Genomic DNA, 25010 nt, shown 5'->3' on the forward strand with positions numbered 1-25010 from the left:
ATCTGTCCATGTTAGAAGAGTTGCGGCTGCTTGGCAAGTTATTAATATGGTTTTGTTTTGAAGGGAGTTGGTGCCGTTGAGCTTGGTTCTTGCCGGAGCGGATCTGGAATCGAGCTAACATTTGGGCGATAAGCATCTAATCCAAGACGTTCCATATTTTTTAACAAGAAATTCATGGTTTGCTGTGGGATAGGCCTGCCCACTCGGATACTCGCCAGAACCTCTTGCGTAGGAGAGTCTATTCTACCATCCGGTCCTTTGAACATATTTCCAAGCAGGTTAATAGATTCCGGGGTTGGATTATTTTTCATTAATAGAAGAACATGCTTACAGCTTTTCACAATTGCAGAAGTGTCACTACTAGGCTTCGATGAGGAGCCCTTACTTAAACCCTGTGTTGGCATCGGTGTTAATTTTGGACTAGTGGTCGTGCTCTCAATGCCAGAAACTTGAGGTGTTTGCTTCATTAAGGTAGATACATTCGCTTGTGCAGCTTGCAATTGTAAAATCTGATTGGTGATAAGCAAAATGTCTTTTTGCATATCTTCAGTGTGTTGAGTCAAGGTTTCTTTTTTGCTCTTATGCTCTTTCCCTTCAAGCGTTTTATTATGCTCAACTAATTTTTTTAAGTTTGCGATATCAGGACGTGCGCGCTCAAAGTTCTTTTGTGCAGCTGTTTTTACCTCTTCTGGTAGAGATTCAAAATCTTTAGGATCATGACCCCTTAGTAGGTAATATTTGCCGTTTTTATGTACAATACTCAGCTTTTTGCCCTGTTCTTCTTTCGGTAGATTTTTGCCCTGTTCCTCTTTTGGCAGAACAAAAGCGGCCTTCGTAAAGTCGGATGTTACCTGTCCTTCATCGTTATAGAGGACCTTCTCTCCTTTCATCACGGCTAACATATCTCGCAAGCCTTCGACCTGGACGTGCATAGCATTGTGTTCATGCAATAGACGCAGGGCTTGCTCATCATTATTGGCTTCAATCAATTTGCCAATTAACTCAGCTTGTCCTTCTAGCTTCTTAATGAGTCCATCGATTCTTTGTTGCAAAAGTTCTGTTGGAGGTTTGTCAAGGTTGCTCTGTAGGAAATCATGTTGCTCTTTGAGCATATCAATGCGCGTTAGTAAGTGTTTCAACGTCTCTTCATTGTCAGGACCAGGCTCCGTTATTTTTTGAGCTTCTGCACGCAGACTATCAATTTCGTTTTGCAGAGAGTTTAAGAAATTAACCCGCTGTTGAGGGTCCATAGCATCTGGTTGCATGAGAAAGGTAAACTGATCAAGGAGAGCAAGCGAGTGATCAAAATTAGCGTAACGGCTGTTAATCGCCTGCCCTTGTTTTTCAAGTTTATCCATTTCTTGTTCTAGTTCTTCAGAAGCTTTTACTTTCTCTTTCAATACGTCTTCTAAGGCAACAATGGATTCCCTATATGCAGCATAGGCTTTAGCAGCCTCTGCAGAGCTTTGTCCAGATGAGGTTTGGGATTGCTTTTGCGCGTCATGCAGTTTTTTGCTTTGTTTTTCTTCTGCTTCATGCCTCGCTCTTGCTTGGGCTTCTTTTCTGTAAAGCAGGCCCAAAAGCAAAGCAGCCAGCGCCCGATGTTTTCTTGTCTCATGATCCAGCAACTCTTGACGAATAGCTTTATTGATTGACGCAATCTCGGCTAGCTTTTCACCAATTAGTGCAATAATGGCATGACCTGCAGGTGATTTTAAAAAAGTAATAACATCTTTAGCAGTCTTTAAACCATAACGACTAAGGTATTGAGTAGCTAGGTCATGTGAATGTGGTTCTGGGGTAGATGACTTGTGAGCATGCTTTGATTTTGGATGTTCTAATTTTCTTGCTTCCAAATTTGCAAACCATTGCTCCAACTGTGAAGAGGTAAGTGTAATCTCTTCTTTATTTTTTGTGGTCAGTGTAATGGAGTCAACATCTTGTTTTTCCAGACTCCTCTCTTCTCGTTTGCTGTGAGTAAACACACCCTCTTTGTTTTTTGTAGTTAGTGCAAAAGAATCAACGTCTTGTTTTTCCAGCGTTCTTTCTTCTGGTATGCCGCGAGTAAGTACATCCTGATGATCGCGCTTTGGAGTATTGGCCATACAAATCCCTCGGAAGAACTTAATACCTTTAATTATACACGATTAAACTGACTAGACAATAGTCAATTTGACTCGCAAAAGACCTGAATAGTTTCAGTTAGCCCAATTAATCACCAGCATTCATCTGCTTTCCTTAAGGGATCACCATGTGGTCCAGGAGCAATTCCTCTATGACCCAAATTATCTAGAGTAAAACTTTGGCAGTCTTTATCTTTAGTCTGGGCACCTCTGGGGATTGCTTGCAGACTATAAGCAGTGTGTGTTTGTGAGCTTATTTTTAAACAATACCACTTTTGTGCGGAGAGATTATCGTTTTTTATATCTGTAACCTCACCGGTCCCTAGAGAGGCTTTTTCATAGCTATGATACTCAGAGTAGTAATGCTCCAATCGATTAGCTAAATCAAAAAGTGCAGCTTGTCCGTCGTATCGTCGAGCCTGCATAAGATGGTTTAGATAGATTGGGTAAGCAAAACAAGTGAATAGGCTAATAATGACCAGCACAATCATTAGCTCGATGAGTGAGAATCCTTGTCTCATTGTTTGCGAGTATAATTTTTTACAAAGCATTGCCCACCGTTACCTCTTCTTGTAGGTGAGTGGGAGATGGATCGTCTTTTTTAGGGTGAAATAAGCTGGTATGTTTCGGATTTTCCTCTGTAGCAGCGAAGGTAACGCTTGAAGAACTGAGTAGATTTTGCAACAAGCATTTTGTTGATGTATGAGGCAAGCGCTCGCTTCTCATGGGGTCTGCCTGACAATAGTCAGTATCCGTATTCATCTTATGAAAAGCACGTTCTTCATCATCTGAGAAAGCCCAATGATAGAGGCTGCGACGATGGGTTTGTATCTTGGCCAGTGCACTTTGTTTCAGATGACCGGCAAAATTATCCAACGCATTGCTGCTTAGGGTGATGATATAAGCTGTAAACTGTAGGACACGCCCGAGGGAGTTGTCCCATATCATACCCCCTGTCCACAATGTGGATCCTAAGATGTAAGCGACTACCCTACTTATGGGATCCAAAAGCGTAAAAGTTAAACGAACGAAAAATGCTATAAGATCGAGGACTGGTAATAAGAGGACGTTTTTTATAACTGCCAAAGGTGGAAAAACCAATAACCCGAGTAAATTTAGACAAACATTTGCCAATTTATTCTCGGCATATTTACCGAACGGATTACTAAAGCCGTAGAGTGGAGATAAGCGAAATCCGGGTAAATACCCCCAGCTGCTGGGGCGATTAGCAAATTGCGTGAGCATTTCCCCAATGATTTGCCAATGGCCTGCGATAACTAAAGCCTTGCTTACCAATTTTGTGATCCCACGAAAAGGAACATGAATTAAAAGAGAGCTTAATTCAAGTAAGGGCACAGTTGCCAAGCTTAGAAAGAAATCAGCAACTGCTGCTGCAAATTGTTTGCCCGTCTTCACCAATAATTTGCTATTTTTTTTCCAACCCGAGATAAAGCCCGATCGATAGCCATAAAAATAGGCTTCAACAAAGGGGCCTGCGATGAGTTTTACCAAGGTAAGGGCTCCCTTGAGAAACCATTTTATTGAACCAAGAAGCCAATCATCACCTGGGTGCATGACGGTATCATAAATAGCTGCCCCGCCTTTAGCCCCTAAGGCCGCATAATTGATATAAGGGAACTCGCCCATTTCCTTTCCAAGACGAGGTATGGTTTTACACAAGCCGTAACCCAAACTGATTGCAAGGGCGACAACAATAGCGACTTCAGCAGGTTTTTCTTTTAATAAGTCAACGGCTTTAATAAAAAATTGATCAAGATCACCGCCAACAACAATGGCTTGCCAATAGGTAACTGCCGCTGAAATGGCTTCAGAAGTGGTGCCATGGCTCATCCATTTTGCAAGAGCTTGGGTAGGCTCTATCCCATGGATAAGCCCATTGAGATGCAATTTAACTAAAATTGAAGTGAGCGCCTCAGGGGCAATCACAGCTCCTGCGCCATAAGCATAGGCAGCCATAGCCAGTGTGCCAAGAATGGGGTTTTTCTCGCTGGTGTCAACAAAAAAACCGCCGATATGCCGTAAGATTTCCAAAGAACGATGAAACGGGTTGTCGTAGGGTGGAGGACTAGGTGGATGAGCTTCGCGTACAATGACGTAGTGATTTTTTCTTAATTGAGTTTGTACGAATTCTTCCAGGGTTTGACCATTACTTAGAATACCTTGGGCATATAACACTTCTTGTAAATAACTTAGTCGGTGCGATTTTGATGGTTTTTCATCTTGGTTTGGCAACTTGACATCATCATGATTGGCGTGCACATAGTTAAAAAATTCTTTATACAAAGTCGTGGTAAATTGCCGGATATTAGAAAATAAGTTTCTGAAAAAAATAGGAAAACGAGAAAAAAAAGCTTTTAGCTGTAAACTTGCTCGTTCTGGCAAATAAAGATGATGTTTACCCAATTGGCTTAATTTATAGAGGTCTTCTCCAAACGGAAGAGGATAAAATAATCCTTGCTCTTCAAAATAATTAATAATGAGCATTTCATCATGCAAGCGCAAAACCAATTGCTTTTCGAGCAATTCAACCCAACTTCCATTCGGACGATCGCCTAACCAGTGTAGGGCTTCTTCCATTGAAGCGGCCTTATGATGATTTCTTGTATGGCTTCGACTAAAGGCCGCTACAATATCTTCTGGTTTTGAGTAGCCAATTTGCGCAACACCATCCAAAAGGTAGTAGGGTTTAATTTTGGTGATTGATAAGCCATCTGCTCGTGTTTCAGTTTCACTGATGTGCGTTGCATTACGAGGATTTCGCAAGTGCTCGACCCAATCACGACCATCAAGCCAGAGTTTGCGCAGAAACCATTGCAGACGTTCGAATCGATTGGCAATTATATTGCTAAGGGAAGGAGCGGGGGTAAGACCATATTCTTGACAAATGACTCGAATAACATGATTCAATGCTTCCTCGTCTTGACCAATATGCAGCTCACTATCCCATACAAAAACCTCAGCGTCGTGCTGTTTACTAAAATCAAGCTGGTCAAGCCTACAGACGGGATACATACGATTAAATTGAAAATGCTGTACTTTCTTTCGAGCTTCATAGAGCAGTGTGTCGAAATAACCTGCAGAAACAGTAGGATGTATGGCAATCAATAAATTTTTACCAAGACATTTATCAATAATAGCAATCACTTTTGTCCGCAGGGTTTCTTGACCTTCCCAATCATTACTAGCTAATTCTCGTTCTTGACTGAGAAGTTGAGCAAGTTGAGTGATGCAGTTAGTAGCAAGCTGATATTTAGCGTCTTGTTCGAGTGAGCGTGGTTTTTCATAATGATCCGAGCGAATGCGATAAAGATTGATATTACTCATGGCATCTGCAACTAAAGAGGCTGGACGCGCTCCTGGTAAACGTTTCAATTTTTCAGGATCGTGAGTGAGCAGGAACAATTGAATGTTCTTTTTGTTGTGATTAGCAAAAATCCGCAAATAATCATTACCGGGCAGTTTATAATCCATGCTGTAGTAGCCATACAACACTGTTCCGGCCTGGTGACTAATAGCGGAGCCAGTAATGGTTGGTACTCCTTGATGAGCATGCGGTTTAACTTGCAAGGGGATAACGGGTTGTGAGTGTTTCCTTCTAACTTTAGTCTCGACCATAATCTAACGGCTGATCTCCATTTTGTATTAACACTACAAGGTTTCGTACTTAATCTTCAAGTTTTTATTGCGTGACTTTTCAGAACACCGAATTCCCGCGTTGTCGCAGCAGTGTTCTGCTGGCAATCAAACAGATGGACTGTTAAAATGAATCAAAAATAGACAGGACTAATTGTTAATGACAAGTTATTGTGGATATATTGCTCTAGTAGGTCGACCGAATGTGGGTAAATCAACCTTATTAAATCGCATCCTGCAACAAAAATTGAGTATCACCTCTCGCAAACCTCAAACAACTAGGCATAGCCTATTAGGAATCCAGACGATTGGCGACTATCAATATGTCTATGTGGACACCCCAGGTCTTCATCAGGGCTCAAAAAAAGTAATGAATCGTATGATGAATAAGACCGCCAAATCTGTCTTACGTGATGTGGATGTCATTGCCTTTATTGTGGATGGGACTCATTGGAATGAGGAAGATGAATACGTTTTACACCTCATCAAGCAAACCAAAGTACCTTGTATTTTATTAATTAACAAAGTGGACAAAATTCCTGACAAATCACAACTATTACCCTGGATAGAAAAATTGAACGAACGTCATGATTTTGCTGCAATCATCCCCATCTCTGCTAAAACCGGTGCCCAAGTGGATAACTTAGAACAAGAACTAAAAGCCTATTTGCCTGAGGGACCACATTTGTTTGCAGAGGATCAATTTACCGATCGTCCTATACGATTTTTATGTGCGGAATTACTCCGAGAAAAAATTTTCCGTCTTTGTGGGCAGGAATTACCTTATGCAACGACTGTGGAAATTGAATCCTACAAAGATGAAGGCAATTTAGTAAGGATTCATGCTCTGATTTTGGTTGAAAAAGAAAATCACAAGCGCATTATCATCGGCGATAAAGGACAGAAGTTAAAGGAGATGGCCACCAGTGCTCGTTTGGACATGGAGAAGCTCCTAGGCAAAAAAGTTTTTTTACAATGTTGGTGTAAAGTAAAAACGGGTTGGGCTGATGATGAGCGCATGTTGAAGCAATTAGGTTATGACAGTTGAAGCATTCGAAGCGTGGATTCTGCACAAACGGCCTTCTGGGGACACCAGTGTTCGTGTGACTTTCTTTACCCGGGAAAAAGGGGTGATAAATTGTTTGTGTAAGGGGGGTAGAGCACCGAAAAAGCAAGCTATTTTACAAGCATTTACTCCTTTGTGGGTAGCTTTAGAAGTGCGAAAGGAATGGTACTACAGTCGCCAAGTTGAAAGTACTTCTTTACCGGTCAACATCAAAGGGTTTGCGCTTTTTGCTGCTCTTTATATGAATGAGTTGCTGTATTATACGCTAAGTCCTATCGATCCCCATCCTCTCCTTTTTGATACCTATATAGAAACACTTCGAGGATTAAGCGTTGCTACGGATAATTTGGCAATAGAAGCCTTACTGAGGCGTTTTGAATGGGCTTTGCTTATTGCTTGTGGGCAAGCTGTTTCGTTAACAAAAGAAGCGCATTCCACGAACTTGATTACCGAAGATAAGTATTATCAATTTATAGTAAGTGAAGGTTTTCTGCCTGCCATAGCAGGTTTAGCTGGGAAGGATATTTTGGCGTTCGCGCAAGGATATCTGGATGACATCAATGTGCTGAAGACAGCAAAATTTATCATGCGCCAGGCCATCGATCATCTTTTGGAAGGAAGAGAATTAAAATCTCGCACATTGTTTATGCGTCATAAAAATAAATCTTCCTTATAAGAAATCACGTCAATTGACATTTTTAGTGTCGAATCTCCGATAAAGCCGCCATTGTGAATACTCCTTGGGAAGGGGTACTTGGCGCAGCCATGAAGCTTTATCCGGATTAAACTTCGTTGAGAACTCTATCGGACAAAGAAGAATTAAATCGATCTGTCGCCGCAAAACGATGTCTTTTGCTTTCGCTTCATTCGTTTTAAAGAAAAGAATACTGTCTTTAAGTCCTTGCGGGTTGTGATGATCATTGCTGGCAACGATGGAAAAGGGAGTGGAATAAAGGAGTAAAGGACCATAGTTACTATGCACGAAAATCCTCTTATCTTGCTTAAACTGTGGGCTTCCCAAAAAACGATTATTTAACATTGAGTAAAATTGTTCTTGGCAAATTTGCTCAGGCTTTGAAAAATAATCTCTAGCAAGCGATAAGATTAGGCTCGGTAAAGAAACCATAAGAATAAAGGCGAATAACCTGAACAAGAATGAAGTGTTTTTAATATCTTTCATTAGAAAAGATACCAATAGAATATTGATAGGAGTGGCATATTCCACCCAGCGATACATACACACTGTAAGCAACGTGGTTGTGAAGGCAGCCCACAAAAACAATCGTTTCGGAATTGAAAGTTCAGAGGATAAATAGAGATAGTAGCAATAACCAGCACCGATAAGAAAATAACAGAGGATGGCTAATGCGAGAGATCGATCAACAGCAAAAGGTGAGTAAAACTCTGAGAGTACAGGAAAGAAATGTCGTAATAGGTAAGGATCCACTTCATTATATGGGCCACGATAAAATCCTGGAAATAGAGCATTCATAACCAAGAAAATAATCACCAATGCGACACAAATAAAAATAAGTTTTGCCGCCACACGCCTTTCTTCTAAACATCTGGCATAAATGACAAGAGTCAAAGTTAACATTAGCAAAAGAGTCAAATGCACGATGGAGAGAATGTCATGAGCAATGCTAAAAAAATGACGATGTTCAAAGGGAATAATCACAACGAAACAGAGAGATAATGTCATCAAATAAACAACTAGACTTTGTTGTCGAATCTCTTTTTTGATTAAACTATAATAAAACAGAAAAGCTAGGCTTAAGAATATTAGCAAAATAAAGCTGATGCTTGTCCATGTGCCTAAACTTGCAATAACAGCAGTGATAATCGCCAACCTGGTATTGTCGCTCTTAAGAAATCTTAATAAAAACCCCCAATAAATAATGCTTAACGTGATTAACAAAAAATCATAATCAACCCGAAGAGGAAAGAAAAAGGAATTCATAAATGGGTTTAACAGAAAAGCTGCCAAGACAAAGAATTGTTGATAGCTTGTCGGTTGCAATGCCTGGATGACCCATAACATCGCCCATGCTGCGATGGCATAAAAAATGATCGGCAGAACAAAAGACCAAAGATAAAGAGCAGAGGACAGCGGCATGAAGAAGCCAAGTAACCATGCTCCGCCTGCTAGTAGGGCAGTAACAACATTTGTCCAGCCATGAGTATCAGCTCCCCAAGGTGTATTTAATCGGTCATTGAAATGTTGATGCCAATCTCTAGTATGCAATAAATCCGCTGCAATCACTAAATGCATATAAGCATCTTGATCATAGACATAGTACCGACCCTCTATGGCATCTTGAATATTTTGCCAATTACTTACCCAAAGAAAAATGATGGTTATCAATCCAATGAAAACAAATTTAAGAGAAGACTGTTTGGAGAAAACAAGAAACTTTAAGAAAGGAGAGGCCATAACTTATGGTTCTTTAATTATTTGAAATAACTATACAATACCGTATTTCGACGTTCAAAGTTTCAATGAAATTTTGGCATGTAAATCGCTTGTATTTATCAATCTGAGATAGGTTCAAAGGAAAAAATGATTAGCGTCAACTATAGATGGAAACCAGGTTTCAGGTCATAATTTGGCACTATTTTTTAACATGGTGAACCCCTATGACGAATGAAATTTTACTTGGTGTAAATATTGATCATGTTGCAACCGTACGTCAGGCACGAGGAACACGTTACCCTGATCCAGTACAAGCTGCTATAGAAGCCGAGGAAGCTGGTGCTGATGGTATTACATTGCACATGCGTGAGGATTTGCGCCATATCCAAGCGCGTGATGTCAGACTCATCAAGGCTGTATTGCAAACACGGATGAATCTTGAGTTGGCAGTCACCGATGCGATGCTCGATTTTGCTGAAGAAATCAAACCAGAACACACTTGTCTGGTTCCTGAAAAGCGTGAAGAATTGACCACAGAAGGTGGGCTAGATGTCATCAGTCATCATCATGCTGTTGCTGCAGCAGTAAAACGCTTGGAGGCTATTGGTAGTGAAGTTTCTTTATTTATTGATCCGGATAGGAAGCAAATTGAGGCTGCAGTTGATGTAGGTGCTCGTGTTATTGAAATTCACACAGGATGCTATGCTGATGCTACCAATCCAATAGAACAAGCGCATGAATTGCACCGGATCACTGAAGCTGCAAATTATGCTGCAAGTCTCAATTTGATTGTGAATGCTGGCCATGGTTTGAATTATCATAACGTAAAACCTATAGCCGCCATTAAAGAAGTACGTGAATTAAACATTGGCCATGCCATTATCGCTCGTGCGTTATTTTCTGGTTTTAAGGAGGCGGTAAGACACATGCGCCAACTCATGTTGGAAGCAAGGAGCTATGGCAAATACTGACGCAATCGTTATTCGGTTAACGGGAGATTCCGGTGATGGGGTGCAGCTTATTGGTGAGCAGCTAACCATCACCGCAGCACTTACGGGTAAAGATGTTAGGACACTTCCTGATTTCCCTGCGGAAATCAGAGCACCCGCAGGAACTGTTGCAGGAGTATCCGGTTTCCAATTAGCGATGTCAGAACAAGCCATCTTTACGGCTGGCGAAACGCTCGATGTATTGGTGGCATTAAATCCCGCTGCTTTGAAACATTCATTACAGCATTTAAAACCAAGTGGTTTATTAATAGTCAATGAGGATAGCTTTCAAGCGAAGGATTGGCAAAAAGCAGGTTTAACGAAAGATTTTCTTGATAATGTGGCGGAGCATTACCAACTTGTTTCTTTGCCTCTCATTACGCTGACCTTAAAGGCCATTGAGGCATTAGATATCAATCATGCCCAGTCGAAGAAAGCAAAAAATTTCTATGTTCTCGGGTTAGTGCTGTGGCTATTCGATTTACCGACAGAGAATTGTATTGACTTTATTAATAAAAAATTCAAAGCCAATCCGCAAATTGCTAAGGCCAATAAGTTAACGCTTTTAGCAGGCTATAACTATGCTATGACCTTGGAATTAACTCGTCGTCAATTTATGTTAGGTCAGGTAAATCGTAAGAATGGTGAGTACAGGCAGATAACGGGTGTTGAAGCGGTCGCTTTGGCGGTTGCAACAATGGCTGCGGGCACAGAAACACCTGTGTTGGTGTCTGGTTACCCGATTACACCGGCGTCTGCCGTTTTGCATGAGTGTGCAAAATTGAGCGATTTTGGGGTGCAATTATTACAAGCTGAGGACGAAATTGCTGCGATTTGTGCCTGTATTGGTGCTGCCTATGGCGGCCGTTTGGCATTAACATGTACGTCTGGTCCTGGTTTCGATTTAAAAACAGAAAGCTTAGGGCTTGCAGTGATGGCTGAATTACCATTGGTTTTAATTGATGTACAGCGTGCAGGAGCTTCCACTGGTTTACCAACGAAAACGGGGCAAAGCGATTTACGTCAAGCGCTCTATGGCCGGCATGGCGAGGCACCATTACCTGTTCTGGCGGCCAAATCCCCTGCTGATTGCTTCAATACTACTCTGGAGGCTTTTACTTTAGCCATAAAATATATGACTCCGGTGATTGTGTTGCTCGATGCCTATCTTGCCAATGCTGCTGAGCCTTGGAAGATTCCTGCCATTGAATCGCTATCGATCCCTGCTATCCATTTCAATCGTTTTCCTAAGCCCTATCAACGTGATGATATCCTCTCTCGCAGTTGGAATATCCCTGGAACCCCTGGATTTATTCATCAACTAGGAGGTCTAGAGAAGCAAGGGGAGGAGGGGAGAGTTAGTTATGATGCAGAGAACCATCAAAAGATGGTGACGCTTCGTGGTGACAAGGTGGCTGGCATGACACGAGAATACCCCTCTTTGGAAATCGAAGGGGATGAGAATGCCACTATTTTGCTAATGGGTTGGGGTAGTACTTATGGTAGTCTTAAATCGGCGGTTAATCAGTGTCAGGCAGAAGGAATTGCAATTGCTTTCATCCACTTGCGCTATCTAAATCCCTTGCCACAAGAATTAATCACGTTATTGCTCAGATTTAACAAAATTATCGTTGCCGAGCTTAATTCAGGTCAGTTGTGTCAGCTCTTACGCGCGACTTATTTAGTGGATGCCAAGTCAATCAATCAGTGCTCAGGTCAACCGTTTACAGTCAGTCGTTTGGTTAAAGCTATCAAATTGGAAACAAATCATGAACCAGTATAAACGTGAAGATTTTACCAATTCTACTGAAGTAAGATGGTGTCCAGGGTGTGGAGATTATGCGATATTGGCTGCTTTGCAACGACTCTTACCGGAGCTTGGTTTACCACCTGAGAAACATGTGTTTGTTTCAGGCATTGGTTGTGCGGGTAGATTGCCTTACTACATGAATGCTTATGGTTTCCACACCATTCACGGAAGAGCACCAGCGGTTGCAACTGGACTGAAAGCCATGCGTGACGACCTAACTGTTTGGGTCATCACTGGCGATGGTGATGCTTTAAGCATTGGTGCAAACCACTTGGTCCACTGTTTACGACGCAATGTAAATGTCAAAATATTATTGTTTAATAACCAAGTCTATGGTTTGACAAAGGGACAATTTTCACCGACTTCGCAAAAGGGACAAGTGACCAAGACGTCTCCGCACGGTGTTAATAATGAGCCTATCAATCCCTTATCCCTCGCTCTGGCTGCCGGTGCCAGCTTTGTTGCTCGCGCTGTAGATAAAGATCCTAATCACCTTGCCTTAATTCTTAAGAAAGCTTATGAACATGAGGGATGTGCTTTCGTTGAGATCTACCAAGACTGCAATATTTTTAATAACGGTGCCTTTGATGCGTTTGCCGTAAAAGCAAATCGCAATGCGCAAACCATCCTCTTGGAGGAGGGCAAACCCTTGGTGTTTGACGATGAGCAGCAGGCTTTAACCCTAGTAGGGGAAAATCTGCAGCGAGTTAAATATCATGGCAAAGAAAATTATCTACATGATCCGAGCAATTTTCTGGCGGCAATGCGTTTGACTCGTTTAAATTTCCCTGATTTTCCTGTTCCACTAGGCATTTATTATCAAAGCATGCGCCAAATTTTTACCCTTAATTACCCTATCACACGCTCGATACATGATTTGGCTGACTTGTTTCGCTCTAAGGCAAGTTGGGAACAAAGAGAGGAATGATAGTAGTACCATTGGACGAAAGTTTGGTTTGGTAGAAAAAATCCCGGTATAAACCGGGATCAAGTTTGAGGAGATGATTTTAGTCGCGGCCTGAGAATGCGCTTAATAAATTTAACAGACTTACGAACAAATTATAGATGGAGACGAATAAGGAAACAGTTGCTGAAATGTAGTTTGTCTCACCGCCATGAATCAGTTCACTGGTTTGGAATAAAATCAAACCAGAAGAAATCAGCACAAATGCTGCTGAAATAACCAATTGCAAAGCTGGCATTTGGAAAAAGATCCCTGCAATCATCGCCAGTAAAGCTACCATGACTCCCACGAACAGGAAACCACCTAAATAACTAAAATCCTTTCGTGTAGTGAGCGCATATCCGGATAAAGCAAAGAAGATGATGCCTGTACCACCTAAAGCGGTTGCAATCAGTTGATGGCCATTAGAGAAATTCGCTATATAAAAATTAAGAACAGGCCCTAAGGTATAACCGAGGAAACCAGTAAAAGCAAAAACACTTAGCAAGCCCCAAGCGCTATTTCTTAATGCATGCGTAAGAAACATCAAACCATAGACACCAACAATAAGGAACAATGGGTTGAGGGGTTTAGCATTAAAGGCAAAGGAAGCATAAGCTGTTAGTGCGCTAAATATAAAAGTCATGCCAAGTAAAAGATAGGTATTGCGCAAAACTTTATTGGTGGCAAGTACCGCTTGACTTCGTTGACTTAACAAGGTGACATCATTTCTGTTCATGCAATAGCTCCAGATTATTCATATTGCTAGTTTAGCATATATGTGGGTGTGCTGCTTTAATTTCAAGTCTATAACTAGGTGAATTAACTAGCAAGATTCTTTCATGATCTTAATCATTTTTTAACAGAAAAGTTAGTGGTCTGTTGAAACCTGCCAAACTAATCACAGATAATGAACATTATTTTACACCATAAGGATTAGTTATGGCAAAAGTTGCTGCAGTACAACTGACCTCTTCAACGTCCATTGCAAAGAATCTAAAACAAATTCAGCCTTTTTTTGCTAAAGCGAGAGACGAGAGTGTTGATCTCCTGGTTTTGCCTGAAAATTTTGCTTTTATGGGCAAGAGCGAAAAGGATAAACTACAGAAAGCGGAACAATATGGTACAGGTGAAATTCAGGAGCATATAAGTCGCTGGGCCAAGGAATATAGATTATGGGTTATTGCTGGAACCTTACCCTTAAAAGGATTAAAGGCGCACGTACGCTCTAGCTGTTTAGTGTTTGATAATAAAGGTTTATGTGCTGCTCGTTACGATAAAATTCATTTGTTTGATGTGTGCGTTTCTGAACAAGAGGTGCATCAAGAATCCTCTACTATCGAAAGAGGGGATGACGTTGTTGTTGCGGAGACTCCTGTTGGTCGGGTGGGATTGACAGTTTGCTATGACTTGCGTTTTCCAGAATTGTATCGACAATTAGTATTAAGGGGTGCTGAATTGTTTGTCGTACCATCCGCATTTACTGCAATTACGGGGGTTGCACATTGGGAAGTGTTGTTGCGAGCACGAGCGATTGAAAATTTATGTTATGTTGTTGCCCCTAATCAGTGTGGACAACATGAAAATGGACGCCATACTTATGGGCACAGTATGATCGTTGAACCTTGGGGGAAGATAATAGCGCAACAAGAAACGGGTATTGGTCTGATTACTGCGGAAATTGATTTACGACGGTTAGAGCAACTGCGCCAACAATTCCCATCAAATGAACACCACGTGCTCCCTCATTTGATAAAATAAAGTTAATGTGATGTGTAACTTTCCGAAGCGGCGAATTACCGCGGCTTGACCGCGGTATCCATGACCAGGTGCAATCATGGACCCCATGGTCAATCAAGCCACGGGGATTCGAAAAGTTGCATATTGGTAGGTTAGAGGTGCACAGGTTAAAATTAGACATTGAAAAGGTAAAATTATGACTCAGGCATTAAGCATTGCCAAAGATTTATTATTAAAGCCCGCATTATTAGATGAGTTTGCTTTAGAAAAATTAATTCGTTCGATGATAACGCATCACGTAGACGATGCTGATCTCTATTTCCAAAGCAGTAGTTATGAATCTTGGTATTTGGAGGATTCAGAAGTAAAAAGTGGTAGTTATTCCATTGATCGTGGGGTTGGGGTTCGCGCTATTAGTGGTGATAAAACAGGTTATGCTTATTGTGATGATATCTTGTTACCTGCCATGCAAAGGGCTGCTGATGCCGCCCGTTCCATCGCTTTCGTTGGAACCAAACCAGCACAAGCGATTCAGATAGCGGGAGCTCCGATTAGTCGATATGCGCCGTTAAATCCCATTGAAGGCATGAGCAAGCAAGAGAAAATTGCGTTATTGGAAGCAATTGATAAAGAAGCAAGACGGTTAGATCCACGGGTTATTCAAGTTAATGCGTCCTTAAGCGGTTGCTATGAGGTCGTGATGGTGGCCGGTATGCATGGTGACATGATTGCTGATGTAAGACCGTTAGTAAGTATTAATGTCAGTGTTATTGTTGAAGATAAGAATGGTCGCAGAGAATCAGCTCGCTCTGGGGGCGGAGGTCGCGTTGCTTATTCTTACTTTCTCGAGAAAGAAAGAGCGCTTAATTATGCCAGAGAGGCTGTGCGTGAAGCCTTGATTAATCTTGAAGCACAAGATGCTCCCGCTGGAACCATGCCTGTGATTTTAGGTCCGGGTTGGCCAGGTGTTTTGTTGCATGAAGCTGTAGGTCATGGTTTAGAGGGTGATTTTAATCGTAAGGGATTGTCTGCATTTTCAGGTCGTATGGGACAGCAAGTTGCTGCAAAAGGGGTAACTGTTGTTGATGATGGAACGTTAAAAGACAGACGTGGATCGCTCACTATTGATGATGAAGGTACTCCTGCTCAATGTACAATGCTGATTGAAGATGGTGTATTAGTGAATTATATGCAGGATAAACTTAACGCCAAATTAATGGGTATGAAACCTACGGGAAATTGTCGTCGAGAATCCTATGCCCATGTACCTATGCCTCGTATGACAAATACGTATATGCTTGCTGGTAAATACCATCCTGAGGAAATCATTCGTTCTGTTAAGCGAGGCTTATACGCTGTTAATTTTGGAGGAGGCCAAGTCGATATTACTTCCGGTCAATTTGTCTTCTCAGCTAGTGAAGCTTACCTCATTGAGGATGGAAAAGTTACCAAGCCTGTGAAAGGTGCAACACTGATTGGCAATGGCCCAGACGTTATGAAAAAGATCAGTATGGTGGGCAATGATCTTTCCCTGGATAGTGGTATTGGTGTTTGCGGGAAAGATGGGCAATCTGTCCCTGTGGGCGTTGGCCAACCCACATTAAAAATTGATGCCTTAACAATTGGTGGTACTCGTTAGGCTATTTAACTTTTTCAACACTGATTTGCCAATCGGGCCCTGAACCAAGATGGTGTAGCTTGGCAAAATTACCTTGATTTTTGGCGATAGCAAGATTAAGCAAACTATTTAAATACAGTAAATCAGTGCCTGGCTTTGTGTCGCCAAACGTATGATGAAAAGACAGGATCTCGGCATATTTTTCTTTTTGCTTGTGATAAATCTTTATTTGATAACGTTCATTGACCTTCATGCCATATTTTTTCATTGAATCTTTATCGATATTAGTCCAAATGTTCCCGTATTGTGGGTCCAGGATGACAAGGGTGCCCCGCAAAACATTATTCTCTATCGTGGGTTTTTGATAGGGCAGTTTTACAATAGGTTCCTTTAATATGGGCCCGACTTCTGCAAACGAAATTTTACCGGAGGCCAATTTTGCAGCAGTATAAGCGTAAACATCCCTGCCATAAAAAGTATAGGATTTCTCAGAGCCCATCAAGCGATACTTTGTTTCATCAATGAGTCTGACTTCTTTTATGCCGTAAATATCATCAATTAAAGTTAAAGTACCATTGTCTGGTGTGACAATATATAATCCATTGTTTGTTAGAGCAACGACAGATCGTCTCTTTGTCCCTACACCGGGGTCGACAACACTAACAAATACAGATTGTTTTGGCCAATATGGAGCAGCCTGATAAAGACGATAAGCAGCTTCCCAAATGTTAAAGGGTGGAATTTCATTCGTTAAATCAGAGACAAGAAGCGATCTATCTACGGAATAGATCACTCCTTTTACTTCACTGACTGCAGCGTCTTTTTCACCAAAATCACTTTGAAATACCACGATACCGGGGTTTGCCAAAGCCATTGATGAGATCAAGGGAAGTAAAAACAGGGTTTTTAAAAAAGCGTGGATGATTTTGTGCATGGTTTAGTTTGCTCTATAAGTACAAAATTTGCTCTATTATATATTTGAAACGCAAAAGAATCAATTTCAAAACAAGTAATCGAAACTAAAATAGGCGTCGATCTCTCCCACAAAAAGGCATTTTTCCCCTCGGAGAGAGTAGGGTGAGGGGTTTATAGACAAGGATGATTTAATGAGAAACTCAGTATTAAAAATAAAACAATTAGAATCCACAGTTCTTTTTTTCAGTTTACTCTTATCGACCTCTCTCTGTAGTCAAACGATCTCTGAGACTGCGCAGAACCAAAGTATAGCGAAATATGAATTACTCAATCCGCCAAGACTTGGTGTAACTAGAGCAGGTCAACCAATACATTTAGGAGGGTTCTCAGGTTTAAGGTTTGTAGGCAAAAAGAATGGCAAGTTGATTTTTGTTACCCATACTGATCGTGGTCCTAATCCACATGCTTACTACAAAAAAGGTATTTTAATGCGACCTTTTATGTTGCCGGAGTTTAATCCACGCTTAATCTTCTTGGAAGTTGACCCCCCAACGAAAACACTAAAAATTATTAAACAAATTCCATTGAAGTCTGATAACGGTCAACTGTTAACGGGCTTACCTTCAATGAGAACTCGGGAACACCCAGTCAATCTTTATGGTAAAAAGTTGCCGTTTGATAAGAAAGGAATGGATTTAGAGAGTATTGATATGGCAGCTGACGGTGGTTACTGGATGGGAGATGAGTACGGTCCTTCTTTGATGTATTTCTCTTCCCAAGGAAAATTATTAGCTTTGTTTACCCCGGCAGCAGGATTACCAAAGATGATTACACAGATAAAACCAAATTTTGGTTTTGAGGGGATAGCACTTCATAAAGATAAATTATTTGCTATCTTGCAAGGTCCTCTGAATAAAAAGAACAACAACAAACAATCCAAAATGATTCGCATTATTGAATTCGATACCAAAAAAAGACGTACGGTGGGGCAGTACTTATATATACTTGAGGAGCCATCCGCTTCCATAGGAGACATGGCTGCTCTTGGTAGCAACCGTTTTTTAGTGATTGAGCAAAATGGTCGAAAAGGCCAAAGTGTTTTAAAGAAAATTTTTCTCATTGATCTTGCAAATGCTACTAATATACAAGCAAATAAACAACCTCCATCACTAAATGCAGAGAACTTAGAGAGTATTCAGCTACAACAAGCAGGAGTGCGTACTGTTAGCAAAAAAGAAGTTTTGAATTTAGCCGCTCTGGGCATTAAGAACAAAAAAATAGAAGGGATTGCTCTCGTCAATCAGAAACACATTGCTCTTATCACTGATAATGATTTCGAATTAAATGGTGAATTAAATCAGAAAACAGGCAAGGCTAAATTTAAAAAAGAGAACACAATTCTTTTCCTCATTCCATTAGATATTGCAAAGCTTTAGTTATTCACTTCCCAGGACATTGCCAAACTCTAATACAGAGTAATTGCACTATGATAAATTGAAATAATGGCATAAAGAATCAAGGGAAAAATTTTTATAAGTGTTTTATTTATTTTCATTTCTATAATCCTATTTAATTGCTTTGGTTTTTAGAACATCGAATTACCCGTGGTCAAGCCACGGTAATTCGGTTTTGATTTGTCAAATTAAAAACTTGCCGATCGAGGTTTTAATATTCAAAAACTGTGCCTATTTTTGTTGAGATGAGTTGCTTAGCATATGAACTGGCATAAGAGCTGCTAGAAAAGCTTTTAAGTGGATCCAACTGGAACCTATCCCCTTGAATACTATTATTAAATTGATATGACTTTAAAAATTTCTAAAGGACGGCCATGACGACACCAACAAGAACACTGAATCAACTTTTGTTAGAAAATGAAAAACAAAGGGGTGACAAAATTTACCTAAGGCAACCTCGCGAGGGACGGTGGCATGAGTTTAGCTGGGCGGTAGTGATTCGCCAGGCAAGGCAAGTAGCGCGTTTTCTGCAGGATGCTGGTCTGAAAAAAGGGGATCATGTCGCTATCTTTTCAAAGAATTGTGCGGAATGGTTCATTACGGATTTTGGTATTAGCTTGGCAGGTATGGTGAGTGTTCCTTTATTCGCTAATCAGCATCAAGAGAGCATCAAATATGTCTTGGAGCATGCTGAAGCTAAGTTGGTGTTTGTGGGGAAGCTTGATGATCATCAACGGGTACGTGGCTATATTCCGCAAGATTTTATCACAGTGAGTTTTGGTTATCATGATAATCTTAATACGACTTATCTCTGGACAGATGTTCTTAACAAAGAGCCGCTGCAAGAGGTTGTCCTACCTTCTCCAGATGATTTATACACGATCATTTATTCTTCTGGCACTTCCGGCCAACCCAAAGGTGCTGTATATACTCATGGAATAACCGCTAATTACTTATCCTTGTTTCCTGAAGATATTAAACGTATACGTGTGCTTGACCATTATCATCTGCTGTCTTATTTGCCTTTGGCTCATGTGTATGAGCGTTCTGCCATCCAATTAGGGAGTATAACTATCCCTTCTGATGTTTCTTTCGTAGAAAGCCTTGATAAATTTGCCGATAATTTAAGAGAAGTACAACCCACGTTTTTTGCGGCTGTCCCTAGGATTTGGGGCGTTTTTCAGCAGAAGATTGAACAAAAATTACCGCCATCACGACTAAATATCCTTCTTAAAATTCCATTTATTTCCAGTTTAATTAAAAATAAAATTAGACATCATTTAGGTTTAAATCGTTGCACCAACTGCTTTTCGGGCGCATCTCATCTGCCTGTGTCCATTCTTAATTTTTTTGACAAGCTTGATATCAAGATCCAGGAAGGTTACGGTCAAACGGAAAATCTAGCCTATGCAACATTCTCGATGCTTGATAAGCGCCGCCCTGGTTATGTTGGTACCCCAAGACTGCAAGTTGAAGTAAAGTTAGCTGACGAAAATGAGTTAATGATTAAATCGCCATGTTTGATGAAGGAATATTATAAGAATAAAGAGGCAACGAGTGCAGCTTTAACCAAGGATGGCTGGTTACATACTGGCGATATTGCTGAATTGGATGAAAACAATAATGTAAAAATAGTGGGTCGCCTTTCTGAGAATTTTAAAAATCAGAAAGGCGAATTTATTATCCCTGCGCCTATAGAGAAACGATTTGCGATGAATTCAGATATCGAGCAACTCTGCATGGTGGGCCGTGAGCTACCAAACAATGTTTTGGTTATTACACTGAGTGAATCGGGACAGGAGCAAAGTAAGGAAAATATTAAACAAAGTCTGCAGGAAAATTTGCGAAAAGTTAATAGCGAACTTGCGAGTTATGAAAAAATCAGTCATGTAATTATTGCCAAAAAACCATGGACCACCGAAAACGGATTTCTAACACCAACTCTCAAAGTTAAACGACGTCTCGTGGAAACAAATTATCATGATGTGATTCAAGGGGCAATCACGCAGCCCGATACCATTGTTTGGGAGTAGGTTGGGCCTTGGCCCATAGCCGTCAGGCTAAGAAAGAAATTGTTTGTTTAACTTATTGAAATAATAATAAAAAAAGCTAGAGTACCCTTTTAAATTTTTTCCCGCCAGGAAAACAACCAAAAGGGACTCTATGCTGCTGGATACCCTATCAAATATTCCTCAAGAAATCTTTAAATTTTTTACTTATGAAGCGGATCGGATAGGAAAGGAAACAGGTTTTCAGAAACGCCGTTCAAAATTGACACCTAGTGTTTTTATAAAATCATTGATAACGCTCTGTTTTTCAGAACATTTTAATTTGGAACTTTTCTGTGGATTGGTAAAAACGCAAAAAGTTTATATCAAAAAACAATCATTACATGAGCGATTTAACGAACGAACAGCCGGATTTCTTAAAGCCTTTTCATTATTCTGTTTAAAGCACTTTCAAATGAAAAAGTTACCTCAACTCCAAGGATTGGAGCAATTTAGTAGCCTTAACATCATTGATAGCAGTACTATATCCTTACATCAGGCGCTGAATGAGCTTTTTAAAGGCAGTGGCGGAGCCGCATCCAGTTCCGCTATGAAAATCCAAATGATGTTTGATTATCTTGGTGGACAAATAAAAGAGCTTACTCTAACTTCGGGCTGTGATAACGATCAGGGCTTTGATAATTATTTTAATACTATTGAAAAAGGAGCTCTTTATTTAATGGATTTAGGTTATTTTAAACTGAACACGTTTAAGAAAATTATGGAAGAAAACGCTTTCTTCATAAGCCGCTTGCTCACCGGAACTAAACTTCTAACACAAGATAAGAAACCTTTTGATTTACTCGTTACCTTGGAGAATGCTGCACCATTCTTTTCTCAGCAGGTCCTTATGGGAGCAACGCATAAAATTCCTGTCCGCTTGGTCGCTCAACGATTACCACCAGTCATTGCCGAGCAAAGGCGGAGAAGACTTATAAAAGATCATCGTCGCCGTGGTTCCACACCAAACCAGGAATCGTTGGCTTTACAAAGTTGGTCTATTTATATTACCAATACCTCTGAAACTCAAATCAATAATAAAGCAATTCATCAAACGTATGCTTTACGATGGCAGGTAGAACTCCTCTTTAAATTAAGTAAATCCTTAATGCATATTGACTCTATCAAAACTAAAAAGTTTGCTCGAGTGATTATTGAAACCTATGGTAAGTTTATTGCAATGATGCTTTTGTTTTTGCTATGCAATCCCATGCGCAACATAGAAGGCAAACAACTCTCTTTTTATAAAGCCTGTCACCAACTAAGTTCCAAGGCTACTGGATTGATTATCGCCCTCATGTCTCCTTATCGATTAAAGCATTTCTTGAATGATTTCTATGAAAATCTCTCCCTCTTTGCTATCAAAGATTCAAAAAAGAAACCTCTTTTGACCTTTGACTTCTGCGAAGGAGAGTGCTTTTAAACTCTTAGCCTGACGGCTATGGGCCTTGGCCCAACCTGCCGCTGCACAAAGCATGGAGGAAAAGGAGAACAAATGCAACCTCTCCCTTTGAGGGAGAAGTTAGCGCGCATAGCGCGGCGGGAGCGGGGTTATTGTTCTTTCTTATAGTCTTCTGAATATTTTTTAGCTAAGTCTTTACCTTGCTGTAACTGTTCAGGAGTTAATGATTTCTCAAGTTCGTCGCGATATTTACTTGAGTCATTAAAGCCATTAGTAACGGCGGCACTAAACCACGCATAAGCTTCTACCGGGTTGGCTGTTACGCCGATGCCATCACGATAAAAAACCCCCATTTTATTTTGGGCTCTGCCATAGCCTTGTTCCGCTGATTTACGTATCCAACTGATGGCTTGCTCCAGGTTTTTTGTAACACCGTCACCGTATAGATACATATCTCCTATATTAAATTGGGCATTTGCATTACCTTGATCTGCACTTTTTTGATACCAATAGGCGGCTTTTTGTAAATCCGTATTTCCTGCTTTACCCGTATCGTAAAAATAGCCGACTTCAAGTTGAGATTTCGCATGCCCTTTATCTGCACCTTTTTGGAAATACTCAAATGCCTTGGCTTCGTCTTTAGGTACACCTTCACCAAATTTGTGCAAAAGGCCCAGATTATATAGTGCACCAGGGTTCCCCATATCAGCGGCTTGTCGATACCACTTAATGGCTTCATTCAAGTCTTTTGCCACACCGGTGCCTGTGTCATACATAAATCCGATTGACAAGGCTGCTTCAGAATTTCCTTGTGCAGCAGCTTTTTTATACCAGGACATAGCAGTATCATAATTTTGTGTGACACCAGTGCCGTGGTCATACATATAACCCAAAGCATATTGTGCATCAGCGTTATTCTGAGCCGCTGCTTTCTCATACCATGAAAGCGCCTTGCTATAGCCATCGGGTGTTTCCTGATACCAATAAAAGCCGGCTAACAGAACTTGCGCATCGACATTACCCTGATTGGCTGCAGCGAGTAATAATTGCTCGGTCTTATCTGGGTTATATGTGACACCTTCGCCGTGATAGTACATTTTACCTAGCAGATATTGCGCTTTTGGATCACCTTTGGCAGCTTCTTCTGAAAGCAGGAGGAAAGCTTTCTCATAGCGTTTTTCTTTATAAGCTGCTTCACCTTCTTCTGTGGTGGCATAGAGTGGGTTTAGTAATAGGGTACAAAGTGAAAATGATAAGATATATTTTTTCATGTCCATAATAATAAACCTTATACTAAATTGTCCTCGTTTATAGTATATATCTAAGTCAGATTTTTGCGCGCTTTATTCAGATACGAATGATTTAATATTCTTAATCTTAGTTGGTGCTGAGACGTTTTTTCTATGATTTTTATTTATTTTTCATGATATTAACCACATATCTGTTAAAAGTCCATTCTAACTGTATTGCTTATCAAACGATCTTAGGGCGGCCCTGGCTCTATACCTTCAACTCTAGGCTCTGAGGGATTTACAGGATTAAGCTCAATCTTCCCTTTATGAGCTATGAATTCACAACGCCTAATTAAGGAGCCTTCTATATTAAAATTCGGGTGTTTGGTGGCCGCAGTCCGTAATTCCTGGAGAGCCAAGCACAGCGATTTCCCGGTTTTTATATCTTCTATCGTTTGCCTGACTAATTGGTGATGATGACGATTCCAATGACCTGTAAAAAACAATCCAAGTGTTGGAGAGAACCAATCTTGTTTATTGTAATCAATTAATACTGCTAGTGTATTAGCTTTAGCATCATTATCTTCTCGCCACAGATGGCTATAGCATTTGTCATAAGCTATTCTAATTTGTTTCGCGGCCTCTTCCACGCCTAAATCAATCAAAAATTGTTTCTCTTGGGCAGTGAAAGAGAAGGTTTGTGGGAGGAGTACATATTGTAGTAATGTTTTGTTTGCTGTTCGCAAATAATTTGCAGGCTTGGCGCGTAAAAATTGGTCAATATCTGAGTCATCTACCTTTGCTAATTTAGCGAGAGCAATGCATATGGCAAGAAAATCTTGTGCTTTCTTTGTAGTGGACAAGGAAGTAGAAACGACCGTGGTTTTTCGTGTATATGGGCACAAAATTTGATCAGTGGTTAATTCCACCCCGTTATGAAGTAATTTTTTGCGATTTTCTTCAATGATTGCTTGTTGTTCAAATATCATTTCCATACAAAATAATACGGGTGTAGGCACTGGCTCTGTTGCATCAGAGTTTCTGAATAGTTTCGCCAGATGTATTGCGGCGGCTGCAAAGGGAGGGGAGACAATGGGCAGAACGAATTGCAAAAAACTTATTGGGTCTGTAAGAACTAATAACGCAAATACCTGTAGTGCCTCACACTGCGTTAATATTTCCTCGCTGGAGGTACCGGTCCTATTTAATAAAATCCGTCTATAAAACTTCTCAACCTCAGAGAGTTCGCTTTCTTGCAGTTGCTGTAAGGCAATCCGGATCCCGCTTATATCTGCAGCGCCTTCATCGATAGTCTTGCGAGCATCAATAAGTTGTTGATGCAATGCTCTTAATGTCGTTTTTGACATTAAGCGTACTTCTGAGTAATTAAGATAAGCTACCAAAACTGGATCTTGAGGGATGTCTTGTGTAGCTGCATCGATAAGAAAGGTAAGTTTGTTCTTAATGGCATTTTTAAGATTAGGAAGAGTAATTTGTGTGAATGGAGACACGGAAACCCCATAAGAAAATGGTTATATTAAGTGTTCAAAATTTATAAATTTCATACTTTAAATAGAACTGGGTTATATATCAAGCTCAAAGT

The 25010-nt window shown here is 40.5% G+C and carries 18 protein-coding genes; 10 read left to right on the forward strand and 8 right to left on the reverse strand.

Annotated elements, in window-relative coordinates:
* Nucleotides 1–41: 41 nt before the first annotated feature.
* The 3 genes from CKV79_RS04180 to CKV79_RS04190 form a co-directional block, all read right to left on the reverse strand.
* Complete coding sequence (locus CKV79_RS04180; RefSeq protein WP_028372859.1) at nt 42–2105, reverse strand: hypothetical protein; 2064 nt, start codon at nt 2103–2105, stop codon at nt 42–44.
* Between the two features lie 110 nt (nt 2106–2215).
* Nucleotides 2216–2674, reverse strand: a complete 459-nt coding sequence (locus CKV79_RS04185) for a type IV pilin protein (protein WP_081778051.1) — start codon at nt 2672–2674, stop codon at nt 2216–2218.
* Nucleotides 2664–5759 (reverse strand): hypothetical protein, encoded by a 3096-nt coding sequence (locus CKV79_RS04190; protein WP_035915238.1) that lies wholly within the window; start codon nt 5757–5759, stop codon nt 2664–2666. The genes CKV79_RS04185 and CKV79_RS04190 overlap by 11 nt, the downstream gene beginning before the upstream one ends.
* A 178-nt stretch (nt 5760–5937) precedes the next feature.
* Between CKV79_RS04190 and era the strand changes: the two genes are divergently transcribed.
* Nucleotides 5938–6825, forward strand: a complete 888-nt coding sequence (gene era / locus CKV79_RS04195; protein WP_028372858.1) for a GTPase Era — start codon at nt 5938–5940, stop codon at nt 6823–6825.
* On the forward strand, nt 6815–7519 hold the full coding sequence (gene recO / locus CKV79_RS04200) for a DNA repair protein RecO (protein WP_028372857.1): 705 nt from the start codon (nt 6815–6817) through the stop codon (nt 7517–7519). The genes era and recO overlap by 11 nt, the downstream gene beginning before the upstream one ends.
* A gap of 9 nt (nt 7520–7528) precedes the next feature.
* On the opposite strand, the gene CKV79_RS04205 is transcribed toward recO, so the two are convergent.
* Nucleotides 7529–9277, reverse strand: coding sequence for a hypothetical protein (locus CKV79_RS04205; RefSeq protein WP_028372856.1), 1749 nt, complete (start codon nt 9275–9277; stop codon nt 7529–7531).
* 203 nt (nt 9278–9480) lie between these two features.
* Between CKV79_RS04205 and pdxJ the strand changes: the two genes are divergently transcribed.
* From pdxJ to CKV79_RS04220, 3 genes are read left to right on the forward strand one after another with little or no spacing between them, the layout of a single operon-like run.
* The gene (gene pdxJ, locus CKV79_RS04210; protein ID WP_028372855.1) at nt 9481–10227 is read left to right on the forward strand and encodes a pyridoxine 5'-phosphate synthase; all 747 of its coding nucleotides are present in this window, start codon (nt 9481–9483) and stop codon (nt 10225–10227) included.
* Nucleotides 10214–12028: a 2-oxoacid:acceptor oxidoreductase subunit alpha gene (locus CKV79_RS04215; protein ID WP_028372854.1), complete on the forward strand. Its 1815-nt coding sequence runs from the start codon at nt 10214–10216 to the stop codon at nt 12026–12028. The genes pdxJ and CKV79_RS04215 overlap by 14 nt, the downstream gene beginning before the upstream one ends.
* Entirely contained in the window at nt 12012–12983 is a 972-nt protein-coding gene (locus tag CKV79_RS04220; RefSeq protein WP_028372853.1) for a 2-oxoacid:ferredoxin oxidoreductase subunit beta, read from the forward strand. The genes CKV79_RS04215 and CKV79_RS04220 overlap by 17 nt, the downstream gene beginning before the upstream one ends.
* Before the next feature lie 79 nt (nt 12984–13062).
* Here the strand turns inward: CKV79_RS04220 and CKV79_RS04225 are convergent, their stop codons facing one another.
* Nucleotides 13063–13737: a Bax inhibitor-1/YccA family protein gene (locus tag CKV79_RS04225; protein WP_028372852.1), complete on the reverse strand. Its 675-nt coding sequence runs from the start codon at nt 13735–13737 to the stop codon at nt 13063–13065.
* Nucleotides 13738–13940: 203 nt separating this feature from the next.
* On the opposite strand from CKV79_RS04225, the gene CKV79_RS04230 reads away from it, so the two are divergent.
* The gene (locus CKV79_RS04230) at nt 13941–14759 is read left to right on the forward strand and encodes a carbon-nitrogen hydrolase family protein (protein WP_028372851.1); all 819 of its coding nucleotides are present in this window, start codon (nt 13941–13943) and stop codon (nt 14757–14759) included.
* Between the two features lie 175 nt (nt 14760–14934).
* Nucleotides 14935–16377, forward strand: a complete 1443-nt coding sequence (gene tldD / locus CKV79_RS04235) for a metalloprotease TldD (protein WP_028372850.1) — start codon at nt 14935–14937, stop codon at nt 16375–16377.
* Between the two features lies 1 nt (nt 16378).
* Here tldD and CKV79_RS04240 read toward each other — a convergent pair whose 3' ends face one another.
* On the reverse strand, nt 16379–17290 hold the full coding sequence (locus tag CKV79_RS04240; RefSeq protein ID WP_051546116.1) for an SAM hydrolase/SAM-dependent halogenase family protein: 912 nt from the start codon (nt 17288–17290) through the stop codon (nt 16379–16381).
* A gap of 172 nt (nt 17291–17462) precedes the next feature.
* Here CKV79_RS04240 and CKV79_RS04245 point away from each other — a divergent pair, with 172 nt between their 5' ends.
* The 3 genes from CKV79_RS04245 (at nt 17463) to CKV79_RS04255 (ending at nt 22196) form a co-directional block, all read left to right on the forward strand.
* Nucleotides 17463–18707 (forward strand): esterase-like activity of phytase family protein, encoded by a 1245-nt coding sequence (locus CKV79_RS04245; RefSeq protein ID WP_028372848.1) that lies wholly within the window; start codon nt 17463–17465, stop codon nt 18705–18707.
* Nucleotides 18708–19099: 392 nt separating this feature from the next.
* Nucleotides 19100–20758 carry an AMP-binding protein gene (locus CKV79_RS04250; protein WP_028372847.1) on the forward strand — a complete coding sequence of 553 codons (1659 nt, stop codon included), beginning with the start codon at nt 19100–19102 and terminating at the stop codon, nt 20756–20758.
* A 130-nt stretch (nt 20759–20888) separates the two neighbouring features.
* Nucleotides 20889–22196 (forward strand): IS4 family transposase, encoded by a 1308-nt coding sequence (locus tag CKV79_RS04255; RefSeq protein WP_095141691.1) that lies wholly within the window; start codon nt 20889–20891, stop codon nt 22194–22196.
* Between the two features lie 128 nt (nt 22197–22324).
* On the opposite strand, the gene CKV79_RS04260 is transcribed toward CKV79_RS04255, so the two are convergent.
* Together CKV79_RS04260 and CKV79_RS04265 are read right to left on the reverse strand one after the other, a co-directional pair.
* Entirely contained in the window at nt 22325–23452 is a 1128-nt protein-coding gene (locus CKV79_RS04260) for a Sel1 repeat protein (protein ID WP_028374061.1), read from the reverse strand.
* Between the two features lie 206 nt (nt 23453–23658).
* Nucleotides 23659–24918 carry a DUF5617 domain-containing protein gene (locus CKV79_RS04265; protein ID WP_028374060.1) on the reverse strand — a complete coding sequence of 420 codons (1260 nt, stop codon included), beginning with the start codon at nt 24916–24918 and terminating at the stop codon, nt 23659–23661.
* Nucleotides 24919–25010: the final 92 nt, after the last annotated feature.

This window comes from Legionella lansingensis (assembly GCF_900187355.1).
GTDB lineage: Bacteria > Pseudomonadota > Gammaproteobacteria > Legionellales > Legionellaceae > Tatlockia > Tatlockia lansingensis.

Coding starts and splice junctions, on each gene's coding strand:
- CKV79_RS04180 (WP_028372859.1), bottom strand. CDS start 2,105: ATGGCCAATACTCCAAAGCGCGATCATCAGGATGTACTTACTCGCGGC.
- CKV79_RS04185 (WP_081778051.1), bottom strand. CDS start 2,674: ATGCTTTGTAAAAAATTATACTCGCAAACAATGAGACAAGGATTCTCA.
- CKV79_RS04190 (WP_035915238.1), bottom strand. CDS start 5,759: ATGGTCGAGACTAAAGTTAGAAGGAAACACTCACAACCCGTTATCCCC.
- era (WP_028372858.1), top strand. CDS start 5,938: ATGACAAGTTATTGTGGATATATTGCTCTAGTAGGTCGACCGAATGTG.
- recO (WP_028372857.1), top strand. CDS start 6,815: ATGACAGTTGAAGCATTCGAAGCGTGGATTCTGCACAAACGGCCTTCT.
- CKV79_RS04205 (WP_028372856.1), bottom strand. CDS start 9,277: ATGGCCTCTCCTTTCTTAAAGTTTCTTGTTTTCTCCAAACAGTCTTCT.
- pdxJ (WP_028372855.1), top strand. CDS start 9,481: ATGACGAATGAAATTTTACTTGGTGTAAATATTGATCATGTTGCAACC.
- CKV79_RS04215 (WP_028372854.1), top strand. CDS start 10,214: ATGGCAAATACTGACGCAATCGTTATTCGGTTAACGGGAGATTCCGGT.
- CKV79_RS04225 (WP_028372852.1), bottom strand. CDS start 13,737: ATGAACAGAAATGATGTCACCTTGTTAAGTCAACGAAGTCAAGCGGTA.
- CKV79_RS04230 (WP_028372851.1), top strand. CDS start 13,941: ATGGCAAAAGTTGCTGCAGTACAACTGACCTCTTCAACGTCCATTGCA.
- tldD (WP_028372850.1), top strand. CDS start 14,935: ATGACTCAGGCATTAAGCATTGCCAAAGATTTATTATTAAAGCCCGCA.
- CKV79_RS04240 (WP_051546116.1), bottom strand. CDS start 17,290: ATGCACAAAATCATCCACGCTTTTTTAAAAACCCTGTTTTTACTTCCC.
- CKV79_RS04245 (WP_028372848.1), top strand. CDS start 17,463: ATGAGAAACTCAGTATTAAAAATAAAACAATTAGAATCCACAGTTCTT.
- CKV79_RS04250 (WP_028372847.1), top strand. CDS start 19,100: ATGACGACACCAACAAGAACACTGAATCAACTTTTGTTAGAAAATGAA.
- CKV79_RS04255 (WP_095141691.1), top strand. CDS start 20,889: ATGCTGCTGGATACCCTATCAAATATTCCTCAAGAAATCTTTAAATTT.
- CKV79_RS04260 (WP_028374061.1), bottom strand. CDS start 23,452: ATGGACATGAAAAAATATATCTTATCATTTTCACTTTGTACCCTATTA.